Here is a 21599-nt window from a genome sequence, read left to right as displayed (position 1 = left end):
ATTATTACTGCATTAATGGCAATAAATACGGGTTAAAACCGCTACGAAGTAGGCCATCTTCTGCTAGTTTTTGATCCAACACCAAGGTCGCTAAATCATCAGCGATAGGTTCAACTTTAAAGTCTTTTTCAATGAAAAGTATTTTTAGGTAGCTATTACAATGACTGCAGGTTTCAGCTCGAACTGCATCTTCTAGTGTGGCACTTTTTAATTGAATATCTTCACCATCATCACACTGGGTACACTCAGCACGTAAACGGTGCCATTGCGCTTCACATTGGCTGCAATGTAGGTAACGTACACCACGATCTTTAACTAGACTAGCAACAGGAGCCGCGCCACACAGTGGGCAATTATGTTGTTTTTTATCCAACTCTGGCTGCCATTCCAAGCGTAATGCAGCGACATACAGACTGACAAAAGTATTTAATACCGCAAATAATAAGATGGCTTGTTCTGACGGTACTGAGTCGAATTGGTTTTGCTGTAGCTGAGAAAAATATTGCTCTAATGTGGTGTTATCAAGTGTTTTAACTTCATTTAAAACCGCCAGCATATCCTCAGATACGACCGGGATAAGAGCGTCTAGCATTGTATTTAACATCTTGGTTAATAGTGGCATCCAAGTGTTATCAAATGTTAGTGGCCATAGTGGCGTTTGTTGGGCTGCAAAAGTTTGGATTTGAGATTCAAACTGCTCTGCAAGGTTAGCTTGTTGTTGGGCAATTTGGCCAACCAGTAGCAAATAATCACCCATGAATGAGTCTTGAGCTAATTGACGTAAGCGCTGCGCTCGAGCCGTAAAAATTGTCGTAGGTTGGCCGATAATCAAAGGGGTAAAGCCATCAGAGTTTTGCTTGATAATCATGTCTTTTTCGAGAATTTTTACGCTCATATTTTTATTCCAAATAAACAAAAAGACCAATTGCGGTTTGGTGATGTTCAAATCGCAATTGGTTAAATAAGAACAAAGCTACAGACATGTAATCTGCAGCTTTGTTATGTGTTTCAGCTTAATCAATGCCAATCTAACCAGGTAAATTGGCATGATGCTGAATTAGTGTTTCTTACCCGCTTCAAGTTCACGGAACCAGCGAGGGTGGTGTTTCTTCGCCCATGCTAGAGAGACTTTGCCTTCTAACATGCCATCGATAGAACCTTGTACCCAGTACGCCATGTATGCGTGAATGATCAAGCTTAGGCAGAACACAAAGGCTGCGATTGAGTGAACAATCAGCGCAATACGAACAGTATCAATGCTAAAGTCAGCAGAGAAATACGCACGCCAAGCAACAATGCCTGAAACCAGTAACAACACGCCACACGCTAGAAATTGACGTAAAATCATTTTCTGACCAGCGTTGTAATGGCCTGCTGGTGGTACTTTGTCTTCGTTTTCTGTTAATACATCTTTAACGCTTAACATCCATTGCATGTCGCCTTTTTCAAAGTGGTTGTACTTCCAATAGCGAGCGGCTAAGAAGAACAAACCAACCGTCATGATGATGGCACCAAATGGATGCAAAATACGCGCAAGCTGCGGTGTACCGTACACATAACTTAGAAAGTGTAGAGGGGCGAACATAAAAGACAGACCAGATAACAAGGTTAAAATACCTGTTATTGCCACCGTCCAGTGCACAACTCGGTTTAAAGGTTTATGACGTAAAACTGTTTGATTCAAACTCATTTTTCATCTCCTTTTTGGTTGCGATCTTCTTCCTCTTTCACTCGGCTACGACCTACGGTAACACGGTGAATAGCTGCAAGTGCTAACGTACCTACGATGCCCGCTGCGGCTAGTGGCTTAAAGTCATCTTTCCACAGTTTTACCGTTTCGCTGATCTTAGGATCTTTCGGTAAATCGTAACGCTCAGGATCTGTAACATCATGCAAGATGTAAATCACGTGAGTACCGTTAACACCTTCTGGGTTATAGATACCTGCTTTGCTGTGACCTTTTGCTTTAAGGGCTGCAACACGCTCATTGGCATACTCAAGGATCTCTTCACGAGAGCCAAAACGCAGTGCGCCTGTTGGGCATGTTTTCACACAAGATGGCACTTGACCTGCTTGTAGGCGATCCAAACACAAGGTGCACTTGTATACGCGGTTATCAACTGGGTTCATGCGAGGGATATCGAATGGACAACCCGCGATACAGTAACCACAGCCAACACATTTTTCAGAGTCAAAGTCCACCACGCCGTTTTCGTACTGCACGATAGCGCCAGGCTCTGGACAAGCTTTTAAGCAACCAGGATCTGAACAGTGCATACAACTGTGCTTGCTGAACAACCATTTGAACTTGTTATCTTCTTCAATTTCTTTGAAGTGGATTGTGGTCCAAACTTCAGCGGTTGTGTTTGGTGGATTTTGGTAAGAACCTTCGAATGTTCCTACTTTGCCACGCAAGTTGTTCCACTCACCACATGCGTCCATACAGCCTTTACAACCTGTACAGCATGTCACATCGATAAGTTTTGTGATCTCAATCTGACGCTCACGACCATGAGGTGCTGGTGTGATTGATGAGGTCGCAGAACTACGGATGATATTTTGCGATTCCATACCCATACGTTACTTCACCTTTTCCACATTAACTAAGAACGCTTTGTATTCAGGTGTTTGTGAGTTTGCATCACCAACACATGGAGACAGCGTATTTGCCAAATAACCTGGCTTAGTGTCGCCTTCGTAACCCCAGTGAATAGGAATACCCACTGTGTGTACGATTTGACCGTTAACATGGAGCGGAGTAATACGTTTTGAGACATACGCTTTCGCTTCAATAAAGCCACGCTTAGATGTCACACGAATCATATCCGCGTTGTTAATGCCTTTCTCTTTAGCCAATCCTTCACCAATTTCTACAAACTGTTCAGGTTGCAGTACGGCGTTGTATTGTGAGTGGCTAGTCCAAGTATGGAAGTGCTCAGTTAGACGGTAAGTAGTTGCCACAAATGGGAAATCTACTTTTGTACCTAGTTGAGCTGCATCATCTTTGAACAGACGAGCCGCTGGGTTTGAAACCACATTTTTATGCAGTGGGTTCGTACCAATTGGTGTCTCAAACGGTTCATAATGCTCAGGGAATGGACCTTCTGCCATCTTATCTAGAGCAAACAGACGACCCACACCTTCAGGCTGCATAATAAATGGACCTGCATTGCTTGATGGCGGTAGCTTCGCATTGAAGTCAGGCACATCTGGACCGACCCATTTGCTGCCATTCCACTCAACCAAAGTACGGCTCTTATCCCATGGTGTACCATCTGGACGAGTTGATGCGCGGTTATAGAGAACACGACGGTTCAAAGGCCATGCCCATGCCCAGTTTGGTGCTAGACCAAGACCCGATGGATCGTGGTTATCACGGCGCGATGTTTGACAACCTGCTTCTGTCCAACTACCTGTGTATAGCCAGCAACCAGATGTTGTTGAACCATCGGCTTTTAGTTGAGCAAAGCTAGATAGCTGATTACCGTTAGCGTCTTTACCGTTTAGCTCTTTTGCCAATTCACGAACATTTGGCTCAGATGGAATTGCATAGCTCCAATCTAGAGACAAAATAGGATCGGCGTAAGTACCACCTTCTTTTTGATACATTTCACGCATCTTCAAGAAGATACCCGCTAGGATCTCAGCATCACCTTTTGCTTCTCCTGGCATATCACCAGCTTTCCAGTGCCACTGTAGCCAACGAGCTGAACTTACGATGGTGCCATCTTCTTCAGCGAAACAAGCACAAGGTAGACGGAATACTTCTGTTTGGATATTCGCAGTATCTACTTCGTTAACGTTTGGTTTGTTCTGCCAGAAAGTTGAAGTTTCAGTCACCAGTGGATCGATAGTGATTAGGTACTTCAAGTTAGACAGAGCATCCAATGTCTTTTGCTTATTAGACATAGAAGCAACAGGGTTAAAGCCTTGGCAGATATAGCCATTTACTTTGCCTTTGTACATCATGTCAAAGTAGCGCAGCATGTCGTACATCTGATCCCATTTTGGCATCATGTCGTAGCCAAAGTTATTTTCTGCAGTTGCGTTTTTACCGTAGAAAGACTTCAGTAGTGATGTAAAGAATGCTGGGTAGTGCTGCCAGTAGTTAGTCTGCCCTGGTTCTAAAGCTGTTGGTGTGTGGTGCTTCAAGTGAGTCTGGAAGTCCACATCTTTATCTGAAGGCAGCTTTAGATAACCCGGTAGGCTTTGAGCCAATAGACCTAGGTCAGTAATACCTTGAATGTTTGAGTGACCTCGTAGGGCGTTAACACCGCCGCCAGCCATACCCATGTTGCCTAGCAGTAACTGGATCATCGCCATACAACGAATGTTTTCTGCACCTTTAGAGTGTTGAGTCCAACCGGTGGCGTACAGAATAGTTGCAGTACGGTTGTCAGCAGCAGTACTTGCTAGTGCTTTACAAACCATGTTGTATTGCTCAACAGGCGTACCTGTGATGTTGCTAACAACTTCTGGTGTATAACGAGAAACGTGATCTTTTAATAGATTCCAAACACAACGAGGGTGATTTAGCGTTTCATCTTTAAGCGCATAACCTTGGTCGTCTAGTTTGTAGAACCAGCTGCTACGATCGTACTTGCGCTCTTTTGCATCATAGCCAGAGAACAGACCATCGTGGAATTCATAATCATCACGAACGATAAAGCTAGCATTAGTGTAAGCCTTAACATATTCGTGGTTCACTTGACCAGTTTCCATCATGTAGCGAATTGCACCTAGAAGGAAAGCAATATCGGCACCTGAACGGATAGGAACATAGTGATCAGCAACAGCAGCGGTACGAGTGAAACGTGGGTCCACTACGATAAGTTCTGCGTTGTTGTGTTTTTGAGCTTCTACAACCCAACGGAAGCCTACAGGGTGAGCTTCTGCTGCGTTACCGCCCATAACTAAAATAACGTTAGCGTTTTTGATATCGACCCAGTTGTTGGTCATCGCGCCGCGGCCAAATGTTGGAGCAAGACTTGCTACCGTAGGGCCGTGTCAAATACGCGCTTGAGTGTCAACTGGAACCATACCTAAACCGCGAGCAAACTTCTGAGTTAACCAGCCATTTTCGTTGCTCTCGGCAGAAGCACATAGCATACCGGTTGATAGCCAACGGTTTACAGTTGTGCCTTGGTCATTTTTCTCAATGAAGTTTGCATCACGGTCAGCTTTCATTAGCTTAGCAATGCGAGTGAAGGCTTCATCCCAAGAAATACGCTGCCATTTGTCAGAACCTGGTGCGCGGTATTCTGGGAATTTAAGACGCTGTTCGCTGTTAACGAAACCAGAAAGGCCTGCACCTTTTGGACATAATGCGCCACGGCTTACTGGATGATCAGGATCGCCTTCAACATGGAAGATTTTTTGTTTGATATTACCGTTAGCTGCGCCTGTGCTGTATAGCAAAGTACCGCAACCTACCGAACAGTAAGAACATGTATTACGTGTCTCTTTGGCAGCAGTTAATTTAAACTCCCGCGCTTCAGCCCACGCTTTTTTTGAAATTGTGGCAAGAGAGGTAATTGTTGAAGCAACAACCGTACCTGCACACAATTTAAATAATTGGCGTCTACTAATATTCAAAGTCGAATACCTAAATATTAAAAAAAGAATTGTATAACAAAAAAACGAGTGGTTATTATAAAAACAAATTCACTATCGTCAAATCTGCAGAAATATAAAACCCTATGACAAGTTGCCCAATTGATACTGAATATTTCAAGCATGCTGAATATTCGACTCATGAAATAATTAAATATGAGAATGGAATAAAAACAGAATGTGAAGATTATATTGCTGAAGAGGTTCCTGTTGCGCTTATTTATAATGGGATATCTCATGTTGTAATGATGACAACCCCTTCTAATTTAGAGAGTTTTGCTATTGGTTTTTCGTTATCTGAGCGAATTATTTCAGATATTAAAGAAATTAAATATATTGATATAAAAAGTAATTACCAAGGAATTGAAGTTCATATTGAATTGCAAATGCGTCCCTTTATGCTGCTAAAAGAACAGCGTCGCCAATTAGTTGGTAGAACGGGGTGTGGCTTATGTGGTATCGAGCATTTAAAGCAAGCAATGAAACCTGTATCGCCAGTAAATAATGACGAGGTAATACATTTATCTGTTTTAAATCAGTGTCTTGATAAACTATATCAACAACAGGAATTAGCTGGAACAACAGGGTGTACACATGCCGCTGTGTGGGTTGATTCATGTGGTAATTTAGCCGCTATTTATGAAGATGTCGGCCGTCATGTAGCAATGGATAAATTAATTGGTGCCCGTGCAAAATCTTCATTATTGACTCATGGCGCTGTATTAATAACAAGTCGAGCAAGTTATGAAATAGTACAAAAGGCGACATCGGTTGGTATAGAAATATTAATGGCTGTCTCAGCACCAACTGCACTAGCGATCAAATTAGCAGAAGATTCTGGATTAACGTTAGTCGGCTTTTGTCGGAAGGGTAGAGCAACTATTTATACTCATCCACACCGAGTAATAACGGATAATAATATTAGATCACTTTAAATACCCTAAAATTACCTGATGAATATAAACAGAAGATTATTGATTTTAATTTTATAAGATTAGGTTAATTTATACTTAAATATAAGGTTTGAATTAATTAACAATATTATCTTAGGGGTAATAATGACTGAAATAAACCTTAGATCCCCTAAAAGGAGCTGATTTAATATAATGCAATTGAGAGTCATTCCAATATATTAATACTATATAACTGTGCTTAATGATATAAATTATCAATTGAACCAAATAAATGGCAAGTTTAAACCAAAAACGAAAATTATTATTTCATTTTTAAATAAGCTATTATTGAGCAGATAACGAAATTTTAAGCAATTAGGAATGATATTGTGTTACGGAAAATCATTATTATGGGCTGCTTAGCTGGAATGTGTGCCAGCGTATCAGCATCGCCATGGGAGAAATTTAAAACTCCGACGCAAGGAGAAGCTCAATCAATAGGCTCTTACGCAAATGGATGTCTTGCTGGTGGTGAGGCGCTACCTCTTGAAGGTGAAGGATATCAGGTGATTCGTTCTAATCGTCATCGCTATTATGGTAATCCAGAGCTTATTGAATTTTTACAGCAACTGACTCACGCATCAAATCAATTAAAAATAGGTAATGTTTTAATTGGTGATATCGCAATGGCAAGAGGTGGACGCTTCTCTTCAGGTCATGCTAGCCATCAAACTGGATTGGATGCTGATATTTGGCTCAAGATAACCGATAAACCATTAGATAAAAGTCAGCTGCAAACCGTCTCTGCGCTACCAATGGTCAACCTTGAGCAATATAAGATAAACAAAGATAACTGGACTGAAAAGCAAGCCCAACTGATCCAACTGGCTGCTAGTGATGAACGAGTGGCGCGTATTTTTGTGCACCCTGTGATTAAAGAGACTTTGTGTAAAGAAGAGTGGAAAGATCGTTCATGGCTGCGCAAAGTCCGTCCTTGGTGGGGGCACTACTATCATTTTCATGTCCGTTTGAATTGCCCTGAAGGTAGTCAATATTGTCAGGCTCAAACACCGCCTCCACCGGGAGATGGCTGTGGGGCCGAGTTAGCTTCATGGCGACCAAAGCCAGTTGATAAAACTAAACCTACTGTAAAACCTAAGCCAAAACCAAAGCCAGTTATGCCAGCACAGTGTAAGGCATTGTTAAAAGGTTAGCCGTTTTACAATCGTTAATATTCTTATGAGTATTTAATAGATAAAAAAAACGCCAGCATGGTGAGCTGGCGTTTTTGTATTGGAATGGTAAACCTTATACCAGACCTTGAAGTGTCACGAATTTTTCCAGTAACTCTTCTTCTGTCTCAGTATGGTTTGGATCGGTAATAATGCAGTTTGTAATAGGACACACCGATTGACATGTCGGCTTGTCATAGTGACCTTTACATTCTGTGCAGCGATCTGGATTAATCTCATAGATCTCTGCACCCATAGTGATAGCTTCGTTCGGACATTCCGGATCGCACATATCACAGTTAATGCATTTATCGGTGATCAGTAGTGCCATAGCGATTATTGACCGTCTTTAGGTGCGTGTGGGTTACGAGTGTTCTCACCTGAGTTTAGATTACGCATCAATAGACCGTAGCTTAGATCCATATCTTCTGGTACTGGGATAAACACAAAGTGACCGTTACCTTTTGCATCATCAACTGCTTCAGACTTACGGTTTTCCATACGCTCAAGTGTGAAGATCACATTACCTTTCGGTGTCATCACTTCTAGGCTGTCACCAACAACAAACTTATTCTTCACTTCAATTTCAGCAAGATCACCACGACGCTTACCAGTGAATTCACCAACAAACTGCTGAGTATCAGAAATTGAATAGCCGTACTCGTAGTTTTGGTACGCATCGTGTGTATGACGACGTAGGAAACCTTCCGTATAACCACGGTGAGCTAGGCTTTCTAGTGTTGTCATTAGCGTTGGATCAAATGGCTTACCAGCAACGGCATCATCAATAGCTTGGCGGTAAACTTGTGCTGTACGAGCACAGTAGTAGAAAGATTTAGTACGGCCTTCGATCTTCAGTGAGTGCACACCCATTTTAGTTAGGCGCTCAACGTGTTGAATCGCACGAAGATCTTTTGAGTTCATGATGTACGTACCGTGCTCATCTTCAAATGCCGCCATTTTTTCTTCAGGACGGTGAGATTCGCTTAGTAGCACCACTTCATCGGTTGGTTTGCCAAGGCCGATAGTGTTATCTGGGCGCTCAATTTGAACAGCCTCTTGAACTTCAACAATTTGGCCTGCATCGTTTTCAGTTGCTTTTTCAGTTTTGTATTCCCAACGACATGCGTTAGTGCATGTACCTTGGTTCGGGTCACGTTTGTTAATGTAACCAGATAGTAGGCAACGACCAGAGTAAGCCATGCAAAGAGCACCGTGAACGAATACTTCCAGTTCCATTTTAGGGCACTGCTCGCGGATCTCTTCAATTTCTTCTAGAGACAGTTCACGCGATAGGATCACACGCTCAACGCCTTGTGTTTCCCAGAACTTCACCGTTGCCCAGTTCACAGCGTTTGCTTGAACAGATAGGTGAATTGTCATCTCAGGGAACGCTTCACGAACCATCATGATAAGACCAGGATCTGACATAATTAGAGCGTCAGGGCCCATATCTACGATAGGTTTAAGATCGCGAATAAAGGTTTTTAGCTTTGAGTTGTGTGGTTGAATGTTACATACCACGTAAAACTTTTTGCCAAGGGCGTGAGCTTCATCGATACCAATTTTTAGGTTCTCGTGGTTAAACTCGTTATTACGTACACGAAGGCTGTAACGTGGTTGGCCTGCATAAACGGCATCTGCGCCATAAGCGAACGCATAACGCATGTTTTTAAGGCTACCTGCAGGGGAAAGTAATTCTGGTGTAAACATAGCTCTATTGTCTCTTTCTGATTCCAGATCAGTTCGTATCACCTAATGATACGAAGGGGAGGCGAGATTCTACGTTTTTCGAGGCGGTTGCGCTACTTTTCTCACGGGATTTTTTTGTTTAAGAACGTTCAATCTTTAAGCAGAGCTAACTTAGCCCTGCTTAGTGAGATTTTAATTACTGAGTAAGGTAACGGCTTCTTTGGTTAATTTTGTTATTTCTTCCCATTGGCCTTGCGCAATAAGATCCTTTGGCAACATCCATGAGCCACCGATCGTTGCAACTGATTTAACCGTTTTATATTCAATAACATTGGCCGTATTAATCCCACCCGTTGGGCAAAACGTGACTTGGGGCAATGGCGCGGAGATGGCTTTTAATGTTTGAGCGCCGCCGTATGCTTCTGCAGGAAAAAACTTAAGGTGGTCATAGCCCAGCTCTAATGCTTGCATAATTTCAGATGGTGTCGCCACCCCAGGAATAAGAGGTACAGTCCCTTGTTGTGCATGCAAAAGTAAAGAGGGTGACATTCCTGGTGAGATAGCAAACTTAGCGCCTGCTTGTACTGCGGCATCATATTGTGCGCAAGTTAGGACAGTACCAGCTCCAACTAAGGCTTGGGGGAGCTCATTAGCAATTAATGTCATCGCTTCAAGAGCAACAGGGGTACGTAAGGTGATCTCAAAAATAGATATACCACCTTCCATAAGTGCTTTTGCCATGGGGATTGCATCTTCGATCCGTTCTATAACCATAACGGGGATGATCGGTGAAATGGCAAAAACGTCTTGTGGTGCGATTGTCCAATTATTATTCATATCGCGCTCCCTATCTGATTGGGTTAATCTGGCTTCCGTGTCGATATGTGAGGGAGTATACCAAGTGTGCTTTTCTCTTGGACACTATAGGGATAATTTTTATGTGATAAACATCATATACTGGCTCTTGGAATTATATTCGGTAACGTAGTGATAAGTTTTTTATGGAGAATGACAAGATGACAACAACGTGTGCGTGGGCGCTGTCCGATCCTCTTTTACAGCAATATCATGATACTGAGTGGGGGCGCATTCCAAAAGACGATAACGCTCTTGCTGAATGTTTCATTTTAGAGAGTATGCAAAGTGGATTGAGTTGGTTAACGGTATTGCGTAAACGTCCGGCTTATCGCGCAGCTTTTCTCGATTTTGATTTAGCAAAAATAGAAACCGAATTGTTACCTTTAGAGCGAGAACCGTTAGTTGAGCATATTTGCCAACAGTTTGATGTGATTAAACATAAAGGTAAGGTTGCCGCTGCATTGAATAACTTGGCATTGCTGATTGAAGTACGAAAACAGACACCATTAGCCGATTTCTTTTGGCGGTTTGTTGATAATCAATCCATCGTGAATCAATGGCAGACCATGACACAAATACCCGCGCAAACTGAGCAATCTGTCATGATGAGTAAACAGCTTAAAAAGCAAGGCTTTAAATTTATTGGTCCAGTAACTTGTTACTCTTTCATGCAAGCTGTTGGTATGGTCAATGACCACTTAGTTGATTGTGATTGTTATCAAGATCATGATTAAAGTGCGCGCTCTAAATCCAACAACCGCTCTTTAATTGATATTCCACCATCATAGCCTGTCATAGAGCCATTCTTTCCAATTACTCGGTGGCAGGGAACAATAATTGCTACGGGATTATGACGATTTGCCATACCAACGGCTTGGCACGCTTTCGGTTTACCCAGTGCTTTAGCGATGTCTTGATAACAGCAGGTTTTTCCATAAGGAATTGTTAATAGTTGTTGCCAAACTGATTGTTGAAACGGTGTGCCTGATAAATCTAAAGGTGTTGAAAAAGTGGTAATGGTACCTGCAAGATAATCGGTAATTTCTTGGCAGGCTTGCACTAAAATAGGATGTGTCTCAATTCGAGTTCCTTTATCTTTTGCTTGAATTTCTTGTCCTTCAATCCAGAGATGCGTCAGACCGTTATCACTGGCACATAATGTTAATGTTCCAAGCTCAGTATCTAGCTGAGTGTAATAGCGCTGCATAGTTTTACTTATTCCTTAACCACCAAAAAGAAGTAATAGGATACGTGAAAAATAGGCGTTTTACAGTGAGGTGTTTGCCAATTAAAGCGGGAATTGAAGTTATTTGCTTGTTTTTACAAAGTCCATATTTGCAAAGTAATTTTGAATGATAAAAGCGATCTAATGCTTTAAGAGGGGCGTACTATGCTTATATAGTATTCATTATATAAATTACAATGACAAAGGTGCACTTATGGAAAGTGGAGATGGCAACATCATTTTTCATACCATATCCGTTTTTTTCAATATGGTATGGCAAGTTTATTGGCCATTAGCGTTTGGTCTAATTCTTTCTTCTTTTATCCGGCATTTATTACCCGTTGAAACGGTTGCAAAAAACTTAGGCAAAACCACCGCGAAAAGTCTTTCGTTAACAACTGTACTTGGTATGGTCTCTTCTTCTTGCTCTTATGCAGCAGCATCTCTTTCACATACCCTACTTAGTAAAAAATCAACAGTCGCTAACGCAATGGCATTTTTAGTTTCCAGTACAAACTTAATTGTCGAAATGTTCATTGTGTTAGTTGCATTATTGGGCTGGACTTTCTTTTGGGGTGAAATTCTTGGTGGATTAATCTTAATTGTTAGTGCGGCGTTTTTGTTTGAACGATTTTATCCTAAAGATGTTGAGCAGGAACTTCGAGCTAAATTAGCACAAGAGCAAGAAGGTTCAGCTGGTGGCCACAGCGATTGTGGTATGGACATGTTTTCAATGAAAAGTGAGCACGAAGACTGCGGCATGGATATGTCTTCGATGAAGCACGAACATCATGATATGGGTGCCATGCACATGAAAGGTGAGCACGAAGACTGCGGTATGGATATGTCTTCGATGAAGCACGAACATCATGATATGGGTGCTATGAACATGAAAGGCGATCATGAAGACTGTGGTATGGATATGTCTTCAATGAAGTATGATCATCATGATATGAGTGCCATGAAACCGACTGAACCTCAATCACCAATGATGGAAAAAATCACTAAGTCAGCAGGTTTCTTCCAGATGGATTTAGCCATGATTGGCAAAGAGATCCTGATAGGTGTGGTTGTTTCTTCTATTTTGATTGCTGTTGTACCGCTTGAAGGTTGGCGTACGCTGTTTATCAGTAATGATGCTGCGCTTCCTATGTGGCTTCATTCATTCCTTGATGTAGTGATTGGTATTTTTGTCGCTATGATCGCTTATGTTTGTTCTGTGGGTAACTTATTACTTGCAGCAGCGCTTTGGCATGGTGGTATCTCATTTGGTGGTGTGATCGGTTTTATCTTATCGGATGTTTTGACTATTCCAATGATGAAGGTATATCAGAAATATTACGGCAAACGTCCTGCTAAATGGATGGTTGGTTTGTTATTTATTGCTATCTTATTTACTGGCCTTTGTGTGGATGCCATCTTCCACGGTTTTGATATTAATGTGACAACAGAAGGTTTAAGAACTATCAATCAAGACGGTTTTGGATTAAATTTAACTACTATTTTGAACTGTGTTTTTATTCCTTTGTCTATCTGGTATTACCGCTTAGGTAAAAAAGCAAATGCTGGAATGGGAATGAATATGTAATTCCTATTAGTTTGTTGAAAATAATAACAAAAATCGAGGTAACTATGTCTGTGTTTACAAACAAGGTCGCACTAGTATTAGCGGGTGCTCAAGGTATTGGTAAAGCGTGTAGCCTACTTTTGGCTGAGCAAGGAGCGACAGTTTATGTTGCTGATTGGGCAGTAGAAGAGGCGCAAGCAACGGCGGATGAAATTAAAGCGAAAGGCGGTAATGCTGAAGGTCGATTCTTTAATGCTTTTGACAATGATTCCTATGCACCACTTATTGATTCTATCTTAGAAAAAGAAGGTAAAATTGATGTGTTGGTCAACAACTTTGGTGGTGTTGATCTACGAGTTGATCGCGATCTTGCCCACACAGATGTAGCTGACTGGGAAAAAAATATTCTAGCTAATATCAATAGCGTTTTCATTCCATCAAAAGCCGTGATTCCTGCGATGGTGAAAAATGGCGGTGGTAGCATTGTTAATATTTCATCTCTCTCTTCATTAAGTGCAGAAATGTCGAGTATCTCTTACGGTACAGCTAAAAATGCTATTAACCATATGACTCGCCAAATTGCGATTCAATACGCTAGCTACGGTATTCGTTGTAATGCTGTACTACCAGGTATGATTGCAACTGATGCTGTGAAGAAGAATTTAAATCAAGAATTTATTGATAACTTCTTATCGACTCAGCCAATTAAGCGTATGGGTGAGCCTGAAGATATCGCTAATGCAGTAGGCTTTTTAGCTAGTGATTTAGCAGGCTTTATTACGGGTGTTTGCTTACCAGTAACTGGTGGTATGAATATTGCGACTGCTCGTTATTTCTTTGATGCAGATAAAGTACAGTTTTAAAATTAAGACGTATTCCTAACTCTGGTTCCTTGACAGTTATTGAGATCGACTCCTACAGTTAACAAGGTAAATGTATTGTTTTTAATAAATATTTAGAATGTTTTATTGGAGCAAGACAATGAAGTTTACTTTTATACTGTTGTTATTAATCCCAATATCAAGCTATGCCATGTTGGCTAAAGATCGGGATCAGAGTTATGGCAGCTTTTACAGTGAGCAGTTACGAATTGAAGCTATAACTCCTGTGCAGCGTGAACCTGAGTCATATCCTCGCCATGATCGAGATGAGTCTCCAGGTATGGCACATGCAGAGCAGCGTCGAATTGAGGCTTTACCGGTTAATAATTATGAACCTCAGCCTATTGAGTTATTTGACCGAGATGAAAATACAAGTACTCGTTATGCTACGGAATTGCGTCTTAAAAGTTTTGAATAAAAAAAGCGATCTTCGGATCGCTTTTTATTTGTTCTTTATCGAGAAATCGAATTAACCTTTATTTTCTAGGCCGCCCACTTCTTCGAATAGATTTGGTAGGAAAGCCGAGAACTCGCCACCCATCAGTGATAAATCTGCATCAATGCGTTGTGCGATATCTTCACGATCAATGTCTTCGTTCTGATCTTTTAGCTCATCGGAGAACTTCAGACGTTTTACTGTTAAATCATCAGCAAGAACAAAGTCGATACGATCTTGCCAGTTCATCGCCAGTTTAGTTACAACCTTGTTCGCTTCAATGTGAGCAAGAATTTCGTCACAGTTTAGATCTTGTTGTTTACAACGGATAACACCGCCATCTTCTTCAACGGCTTTAAATTCAGCCTCTTCACCCATAGTGAAACCATGTGGTGCTTGGTTGCTTCGAATCCATTCAGTCATGGTTAGCGCCAGTGGTTTTTCTGCCACAACAGGCACTACAGGTAGACTACCGATGGACTTACGTAGTAGTGCTAGCATGTCTTCTGCTTTTTTGAAGCTACCAGCGTCAACGATGATGAAACCCAGCTTTGGCATAATCAGAGCGTAAGTTTGCGATTTACGGCTAAATGCACGAGGCAGTAAATCCATTACGATTTCATCTTTTAGAGTATCTTTCTCAGTCTTTTTCAGCTTACGACCAAGATCTTTTTCCTGCATTTCAATCTTGTTGTTTAGTGACTCTTTGATCACCGATGCTGGCAGCATTTTTTCTTCTTTGCGCGCACAGATCAAAATGTTGTCACCAGAAACATGGGTAAACATGTCGCCGTGTTTGCCTAACGCATGTGCCCAGCCAAACTTTTGAATGTCTTGGCTACCACAAGGCGTAAAACGAAATTCTTCCAGCTGCTTTTCCAGTTGGTCTGCATTTAAATCAATTTCACGGGTAAAGCGGTAAGTCAGTAAATTCTTAAACCACATCATGGCAGTCACACTTCCTAGGGTTAAACAGTTGGGGCGCACATCTTAACCCAACCATGAAAAATTACTAAGGACGGATTTAAAATTAACATTAAGAGTGAGTGATCATAGGGGATCATCGTGAAATGGTATAAAAAGAAAAAAGCCGCTAAGGATTGAAGTGACCTCATCGAGTGGACATTTCAATTAAGCGGCTTTATCTCTGATAACAATGACGTGTTTTTTAGTCCATTGTCGTCCAAAGATTTTAAATGGATTAGCTAGTAAGGCTCTTATTTAGCAGGAGCAAAGTCTTCTGCAGCTTGGCGATGCGCCGTGTAGATCGCTTCACCATCACTTTCAGCATCGAAGATAACAGTAACATCTGGTGAGAACAGAATAACATCGCCGACTTCTGCAACGTATTTGTTGCCATCTGTATCACGCATTACAATCTTACCTTTGGTTACGACCTTGTACTCTACTGAATCATAAAAGTATTCAAACTCTACCCCAGGAGACATAGTGAAGTGACCAATTGTTAATGGCGCACTATTATTGGTAACAGCAACTTCAGCCATATCACTTTTTAAGCCTTCAACTTCGAGTAGTTTGCTTAGGTCATTTAGTTTAAAAGAGCCAGCTTTAATTAGAGTGATGCCTGATTTTTCCGTTAATGTAGTCATTGGATTTATCCTTATTTTCTTATAATAAAAAGGCCGACAGTTGCGCATCAGCCGTGTTGCAAGGTGTAGTGATTACATGCGTGCTTTGAAGATTTAGGGTTAGCTCGCTTTAAGTAATGTGCTTCGATGGAGATATATTAATTTTCTCAGAAATAAAAACAATATCGTGTTTTTGCAATTAATTATTACTGATTGGTAATAGTCAATGGTCGCAGTATGATAGGTTAGTACCTGATGTATTTGGCTTTATCATCCTAGTACACGTAAATAGAACTATTATTGAAGACACATTCAAAAGATCGCTTTACTGCGATCTTTTTCATTTCTCCACCAATACAACCATTCCACCTTTCAAGCTAACCCTCTGACTTATGTATCAAAAATAAATTCTCGTACTAGCCGTATTAGCTGTGAAATAGCGGATGTGGTTTGGGGCTTCTCACGGTACAATCGGTAGATTATTTCTGGCTAGGTTGCGCATTATATTATGAAAATTATCCATACCTCCGACTGGCACTTAGGGCATCAACTCCATGGCTATAACCGTGAATATGAACATCAAGCGTTCTTAGATTGGTTAGCCGACGAACTTGAAACTCAGCAAGCCGATGCTTTGTTAGTGGCAGGGGATATTTTTGATACCGCCAATCCGCCAGCTAGCAGTTGGCGCATGCTTTATCGCTTCCTTGCCAAAATCTCTAAAACGCTACCAAGTTTAGATGTAGTGATGATAGGGGGGAACCACGACTCGCCAAGTAAGCTTGATGCGCCTCATGAACTATTAAAAGCGTTTGATTTGCATATGGTAGGCGGTATTCATCGTTTAGAAGATGGCTCGCTAGATGTTGAACGGATGCTGGTGCCTATTACCAATAAAGAACAACAAATTGCCGCTTATGTATTGGCTGTACCGTTTTTACGTAGCGCTGATTTACGTACTGATAACCTAGACGAAAACGACGACCGCTTAATTAAAGGAGTCGAAGTACTGTACGGTGAAATGACCCAAGCTGCCCGAAAATTGCTTACGCCAGAACAAGCAATGATCGGTATGGGACACGCTTATATGGCATCAGGACAATTATCTGAAATGTCGGAACGTCGCGTATTAGGGGGTAACCAACATGCGCTACCTGCCTCAATTTTTGCTGATGATATGAGTTATGTCGCGCTTGGGCATTTGCACTTAGCACAAAAAGTCGCGAAGAAAGAGCATGTGCGTTATAGCGGCTCGCCAATTCCGTTATCAATGTCAGAGCGTAATTATAAGCACCAAATTCTAGCGGTAGAATTAGACGGCAATGAGGTTACAGCGATTGATGAAATTAACATTCCTCGCAACGTCGATATGCTTAAAGTGCCAGCCAAACCAGCCCCCCTTGATGAAGTATTAGCTGCATTAAAATCCTTGCCTGATGATGAGCTACCACGAGAGCAACAGCCATTTTTAGAAGTGCATGTACTGCTCGATAAGCCTCAAGCTTTATTGCGAGAAAAAGTATTGCAAGCCTTAGAGGGGAAAGCGGTACGTCTTGCTAAAATCACCCCGCATTACAATCAACGTGAGCAGCAAGACAGTTTGCAGCATCGCCGTTTATCCGATGTATCACCGCAACAGGTGTTTGCCCTTAGTTGGAATAAAAAATTCGATGGTGAGCCAACAGAAGCTATGGTTGAAGCTTTTGAAACCCTATTAACGCAAGTTGAAGAACAAGACGAAGAGAGATAATAACAATGAAAATCCTTGCGCTTCGCGGCGAAAATTTAGCGAGTTTACAAAGCCAATTTGAGATTGATTTTGCTGGTGGTCGCTTAGGTGATGCTGGCTTATTTGCAATAACAGGTAAAACAGGTGCGGGTAAATCGACGTTACTTGATGCAATCTGTTTGGCGTTATTTGACCGTATTCCTCGTTTGCAATCTAACAAAAAGAACGATGCAGAGATTGGCCGCGATGATGACGATAATCGCATTAAAGCCAATGATGTGCGCAGTATTTTGTCTCGGGGTAAAGGTGAAGGTTTTGCGGAAGTCGATTTTGTTGCTAACGATGGCTCTTATTGGCGCGCGCACTGGCATGTTCGTCGTGCTCGCGGTCGAGCTGAAGGCAAAATTCAAGCGGCGGAACAATGGTTAGAAAACATTGAAACCGGGCAACGTTTTGCAGGCAAAAAGCAAGAGTTGCAAGCGGAAATTGAAAACCTGATTGGCTTGAGCTTCGATCAGTTTCGTCGTGCAGTTATGTTGCCTCAAGGTGAGTTTGCTGCATTCCTTAAAGCTGGAGCTGACGAGCGTGCGGCACTATTAGAGCGTATGACAGGCGGTGAAATTTACGGGCGTTTATCCATTGCTGCCCATGAACGCGCTAAAGACGAAAAACTCAAGTTAACTCAGCTTCAAGGTAAGTTGGGTGATATTGCCTTACTTACCGACGAAGAGCGCGAAGCGTTAAATGCGCAATTAGCGACAGCTCGTGAGCAAGTCAGTCATCAGCAACAAAAGCTTGAGCTCCTTAAACAGCACCAAGATGTATTAGTTAACGCAGAAAAACTGACTCATCGTGTCGGTGAAAGTGAGCAGCAGTTAGAACAAGCTAAGCAAGCGCAACAATTGGCTGAGCCGCGTTATCGTCAACTAAATCAGTATGAACAAGCATTACCTGCACGTGGTGATTTCACCCTATTATCGCAAGCTCAACAACAAGTAATTAAGTGGCAACAGATACTGCAATCGACAACGGCTGAATTAACAGCAAAACAGCAGCAACAAGGGCAATGGCAAATTCAGGTAGAGCAAAGCCAGCAGCAATTGACACAAAAGCAGCAGGCATTCAGAGAACTTGAACCCAAATTAAAACAAGCAGCCAGTATTGAACAAAAGCGTGATGGTCTGCAGCAACAAAGCTTAGAGCTACAACAGCAATTAGCTAGCTTAAATAAAGAGCTTACGGCACAGCGCGATCAATTGGTAAACCACCAACAACAGCAGCAAACAGCCCAATCACAGCTACAACAAGTAACTACAGCACTGATGCAAGCTCAAGGCGTAAAAGCTTTAGCAGAGCAGCAGAATGCAATTAAAGATAACATCAGTCAGTACCAACAAGCACAAAACCAGATTAACCAGTTGCAAGCGGATATCAAGCAGCGAGAAACAACTCTGGCAACAGTGACTGAGCAACTGAGCCAGCTGGATAAGCAGCTTGCGGTATTGGCTCAGAAAAAGCAGCAATTAACAGAGCAAATAACTAAGCATGATTTGACTGCACTAGAGCAATTACAAGATCAAGAACGCCAACATTATGCGGCATATCAGCAATTAAGCAGCAAGTTAAAAGAGAGCTTATTTGGCCTTGATAAATGGCATGGCTTATTGCAACAGCGTGATAAATTTCAGCTGCAGCAACAGGGTTTAGTCAATAGCATTGCCAGTAGTGAGCAACGTTTAGCGATATTGGCTCCTGAGTTATTAAAGCTCGACGTGCAGCTTAAAGAGGTTGAATTTCAGCTAAACCAAAGCCGTGCAGTTATGAGCTTAACGGACTATCGAGAGCAGCTTGTAGAAGGGGAGCCGTGTCCATTATGTGGGGCAGCAGAGCATCCTTATCAGCAGCATAATCCGCAAGTTGACAGCATTATTAACCAGCAACAACTGCGATTACAGCAATTAGCACAACAACGACAAGAGGCTCATACTGAGCAGCATCAGTTAACTCAATCAATTGCCCAAGATAAGCAACGTCAAATCGAACTTGAGCAAGAGATTTTAGGGTTAAATAACACCATTCAAGGATTAGTGGATCAGCAGCAAAGCCACTGGACTGATTTAATGGCCGTGGATTTAGATGCCATCACTTTAGCGGAAATTGCTCTAGCGACCGATAGCGATTTAGCTCAACTTTCTCACTATCAAGCAAATTGGTCGCAAGCTTTAGATGGTGCACAAGCACAAATGCAGCAGATTAAAGCGCAGGGTGAGCAGCGTAAAGTTCTCATTGAAGAGGTGAAAAAACAGCAGCATCACTTGCAGCAGTTAACTGAGCAAGAAGCTGAGCAGAAAGAGCACGGTTATCTGTTAACCCAGCAGCAAACTCAAGCACAAGAACAGTTGAATGCCTTTACTACTCAAGTAAATAACTTGCAAAACGTGGTAGCGGAACGACAGCAAGCGTTAATGGCTATCTATGGCAATGACATCTGGTTAAATGCATTAGCACAGCAAGGAACCGCAGGCTTTATTGCTGATTTAGAACTGCAAATTCAGCAGTATCAAGCCAATGTTGAACAACAGCTGCGACTTGAAAAACAACTGACTGAGCTTGCGCCAGTGCTTGCAACTTTAACTAATAGCGTGCAAAACGGTGAGCAGCAAATCAATGAGATCACCGCGAAAGTAACTCGTCTTGTTAAGGATCGGCAGGCTTGTTGGCAACAGCGTATTGAACTGATTGGTGAACAACCATTAGATACAATTGAACGCTCAGCCAAAGCCGATATTGATACGCAGCTGCAACAATGCCAACAACGACAAACACAATTAAATCAACTAGCAGAAGTGATTGCCGCCGAGCTGACGAAACAGCAGAACGCAACCCAACAGTTAGCTGAATCAGAACTCACACAACAAAAGCTGAGCCAAGTATGGCAAACGTGGTTAGAGAAATTGGCATTAACCGAGGCTGAACTAACCGAACTGCTAAGCAAAGACGATGCTTGGTTACAGCAAGAGCGCAGTGAACTTAAACAGCTAGAGCAAGCGGTATCTCAAGGTGAAACCATAGTTAAAGAAAGGCAGCAAGCCCAATTGGATTATCAGCCAACGATTGATTTGGCAACGCAGTGGTTTAATGAACATAACATCGGTGATGATACTTCAGCGCAACAGCAATTATTCACCCAGTGGCAGACAGAAAAAGCGCAACTTGATGATCAGGTATTCCAATTACGTCAGCGTTTAGAGCAGGGTGTACAAGCGGAAAAACAAGCCGGCGACCTTCGCACTGCTTTAGCGACCCAACAGACTCAAACTGAGTTATGGATGGAAATGAGCGATTTAATTGGTTCTGCAACGGGTAATAAATTCCGTACATTAGCTCAAGGATTAACCCTGCAACAGTTGGTGATTAATGCCAATGAGCACTTGTATGAACTTGCGCCTCGTTATGCATTACAACCTGTACCGGGCAGCCCATTAGCCTTGCAGGTGATCGACCATGATATGGGTGATGAAGTGCGCAGTGTGGAATCACTATCTGGTGGTGAAAGTTTCTTAGTATCACTGTCGTTGGCTTTAGCGTTAGCCTCACTCGCGGCTGATACACGCCAATTAGGATCACTCTTTATTGATGAAGGTTTTGGTACGCTTGACCCAGATAGTTTAGAGATGGCTTTGGCTTGTTTGGATGCATTACAAGCTGATGGTCGTCAAATTGGGGTAATTTCTCACGTTGGTACGCTGGTGGAACGTATTGGGGTGCAGGTCGCCGTGGAAGCACAAGGTGGTGGCCGCAGTCGTATTGAAATAAAGGGCTAATGAAAGGGATCTTTATCACATACGTTTTATCATGTAGTTATGGTAAATGTGGTTCATAAA

18 protein-coding genes are annotated in these 21599 nt (G+C 42.1%); 8 read left to right on the top strand and 10 right to left on the bottom strand.

The features are described 5' to 3' along the window. Window positions 1-4: 4 nt before the first annotated feature. The 4 genes from fdhE to fdnG form a co-directional block, all read right to left on the bottom strand. Window positions 5-895, bottom strand: a complete 891-nt coding sequence (gene fdhE / locus CTN07_RS02850) for a formate dehydrogenase accessory protein FdhE (RefSeq protein WP_005300907.1) — start codon at window positions 893-895, stop codon at window positions 5-7. 162 nt (window positions 896-1057) lie between these two features. Next, on the bottom strand, window positions 1058-1690 hold the full coding sequence (locus CTN07_RS02845; protein ID WP_036764342.1) for a formate dehydrogenase subunit gamma: 633 nt from the start codon (window positions 1688-1690) through the stop codon (window positions 1058-1060). Further along, window positions 1687-2577, bottom strand: coding sequence for a formate dehydrogenase subunit beta (fdxH, locus tag CTN07_RS02840; protein WP_005300903.1), 891 nt, complete (start codon window positions 2575-2577; stop codon window positions 1687-1689). Before fdxH ends, CTN07_RS02845 begins: the two co-directional genes overlap by 4 nt. A 3-nt stretch (window positions 2578-2580) precedes the next feature. Next, window positions 2581-5595, bottom strand: coding sequence for a formate dehydrogenase-N subunit alpha (gene fdnG / locus CTN07_RS02835; RefSeq protein WP_005300901.1), 3015 nt, complete (start codon window positions 5593-5595; stop codon window positions 2581-2583). A gap of 104 nt (window positions 5596-5699) precedes the next feature. Here fdnG and fdhD point away from each other — a divergent pair, with 104 nt between their 5' ends. Both fdhD and mepA read left to right on the top strand, forming a co-directional pair. Then, window positions 5700-6548, top strand: coding sequence for a formate dehydrogenase accessory sulfurtransferase FdhD (gene fdhD / locus CTN07_RS02825; protein ID WP_005300899.1), 849 nt, complete (start codon window positions 5700-5702; stop codon window positions 6546-6548). Between the two features lie 368 nt (window positions 6549-6916). Then, on the top strand, window positions 6917-7720 hold the full coding sequence (gene mepA / locus CTN07_RS02820; protein ID WP_005300898.1) for a penicillin-insensitive murein endopeptidase: 804 nt from the start codon (window positions 6917-6919) through the stop codon (window positions 7718-7720). A 94-nt stretch (window positions 7721-7814) separates the two neighbouring features. Here mepA and CTN07_RS02815 read toward each other — a convergent pair whose 3' ends face one another. The 3 genes from CTN07_RS02815 to CTN07_RS02805 all read right to left on the bottom strand — a co-directional run bounded on the left by CTN07_RS02815 (window position 7815) and on the right by CTN07_RS02805 (window position 10267). Continuing rightward, window positions 7815-8069: a YfhL family 4Fe-4S dicluster ferredoxin gene (locus tag CTN07_RS02815; protein ID WP_036764336.1), complete on the bottom strand. Its 255-nt coding sequence runs from the start codon at window positions 8067-8069 to the stop codon at window positions 7815-7817. 5 nt (window positions 8070-8074) lie between these two features. Beyond that, window positions 8075-9451 carry a prephenate-dependent tRNA uridine(34) hydroxylase TrhP gene (trhP, locus tag CTN07_RS02810; RefSeq protein WP_005300896.1) on the bottom strand — a complete coding sequence of 459 codons (1377 nt, stop codon included), beginning with the start codon at window positions 9449-9451 and terminating at the stop codon, window positions 8075-8077. A gap of 171 nt (window positions 9452-9622) precedes the next feature. Then, window positions 9623-10267: a bifunctional 4-hydroxy-2-oxoglutarate aldolase/2-dehydro-3-deoxy-phosphogluconate aldolase gene (locus tag CTN07_RS02805; RefSeq protein ID WP_005300893.1), complete on the bottom strand. Its 645-nt coding sequence runs from the start codon at window positions 10265-10267 to the stop codon at window positions 9623-9625. Between the two features lie 164 nt (window positions 10268-10431). Between CTN07_RS02805 and CTN07_RS02800 the strand changes: the two genes are divergently transcribed. After that, entirely contained in the window at window positions 10432-11022 is a 591-nt protein-coding gene (locus tag CTN07_RS02800) for a DNA-3-methyladenine glycosylase I (protein ID WP_036764334.1), read from the top strand. Here the strand turns inward: CTN07_RS02800 and CTN07_RS02795 are convergent. Beyond that, window positions 11019-11495, bottom strand: a complete 477-nt coding sequence (locus CTN07_RS02795) for a methylated-DNA--[protein]-cysteine S-methyltransferase (RefSeq protein ID WP_036764332.1) — start codon at window positions 11493-11495, stop codon at window positions 11019-11021. The genes CTN07_RS02800 and CTN07_RS02795 overlap by 4 nt on opposite strands. A 232-nt stretch (window positions 11496-11727) precedes the next feature. Here CTN07_RS02795 and CTN07_RS02790 point away from each other — a divergent pair, with 232 nt between their 5' ends. From CTN07_RS02790 to CTN07_RS02780, 3 genes are all read left to right on the top strand, one after another. After that, the gene (locus tag CTN07_RS02790; protein ID WP_005300885.1) at window positions 11728-13101 is read left to right on the top strand and encodes a permease; all 1374 of its coding nucleotides are present in this window, start codon (window positions 11728-11730) and stop codon (window positions 13099-13101) included. A 44-nt stretch (window positions 13102-13145) separates the two neighbouring features. Continuing rightward, window positions 13146-13943 (top strand): SDR family NAD(P)-dependent oxidoreductase, encoded by a 798-nt coding sequence (locus CTN07_RS02785; protein WP_005300880.1) that lies wholly within the window; start codon window positions 13146-13148, stop codon window positions 13941-13943. A 118-nt stretch (window positions 13944-14061) separates the two neighbouring features. After that, the gene (locus tag CTN07_RS02780; RefSeq protein ID WP_036764330.1) at window positions 14062-14379 is read left to right on the top strand and encodes a hypothetical protein; all 318 of its coding nucleotides are present in this window, start codon (window positions 14062-14064) and stop codon (window positions 14377-14379) included. A gap of 51 nt (window positions 14380-14430) precedes the next feature. Here CTN07_RS02780 and rdgC read toward each other — a convergent pair whose 3' ends face one another. Together rdgC and CTN07_RS02770 are read right to left on the bottom strand one after the other, a co-directional pair. Then, window positions 14431-15342, bottom strand: coding sequence for a recombination-associated protein RdgC (rdgC, locus tag CTN07_RS02775; RefSeq protein WP_172460611.1), 912 nt, complete (start codon window positions 15340-15342; stop codon window positions 14431-14433). 272 nt (window positions 15343-15614) lie between these two features. Then, entirely contained in the window at window positions 15615-16007 is a 393-nt protein-coding gene (locus CTN07_RS02770; RefSeq protein WP_005300875.1) for a EutQ-related cupin domain-containing protein, read from the bottom strand. Window positions 16008-16494: 487 nt separating this feature from the next. On the opposite strand from CTN07_RS02770, the gene CTN07_RS02765 reads away from it, so the two are divergent. Further along, the gene (locus CTN07_RS02765; protein ID WP_005300872.1) at window positions 16495-17736 is read left to right on the top strand and encodes an exonuclease SbcCD subunit D C-terminal domain-containing protein; all 1242 of its coding nucleotides are present in this window, start codon (window positions 16495-16497) and stop codon (window positions 17734-17736) included. A gap of 5 nt (window positions 17737-17741) precedes the next feature. Next, window positions 17742-21539: an AAA family ATPase gene (locus CTN07_RS02760; protein ID WP_005300867.1), complete on the top strand. Its 3798-nt coding sequence runs from the start codon at window positions 17742-17744 to the stop codon at window positions 21537-21539. Window positions 21540-21599: the final 60 nt, after the last annotated feature.

It is taken from the genome of Photobacterium damselae (assembly GCF_003026815.1).
GTDB lineage: Bacteria > Pseudomonadota > Gammaproteobacteria > Enterobacterales > Vibrionaceae > Photobacterium > Photobacterium damselae.
The sequence above is the reverse complement of the archived record's forward strand: the minus strand, read 5'-3'. Positions and strand labels throughout refer to the sequence as shown.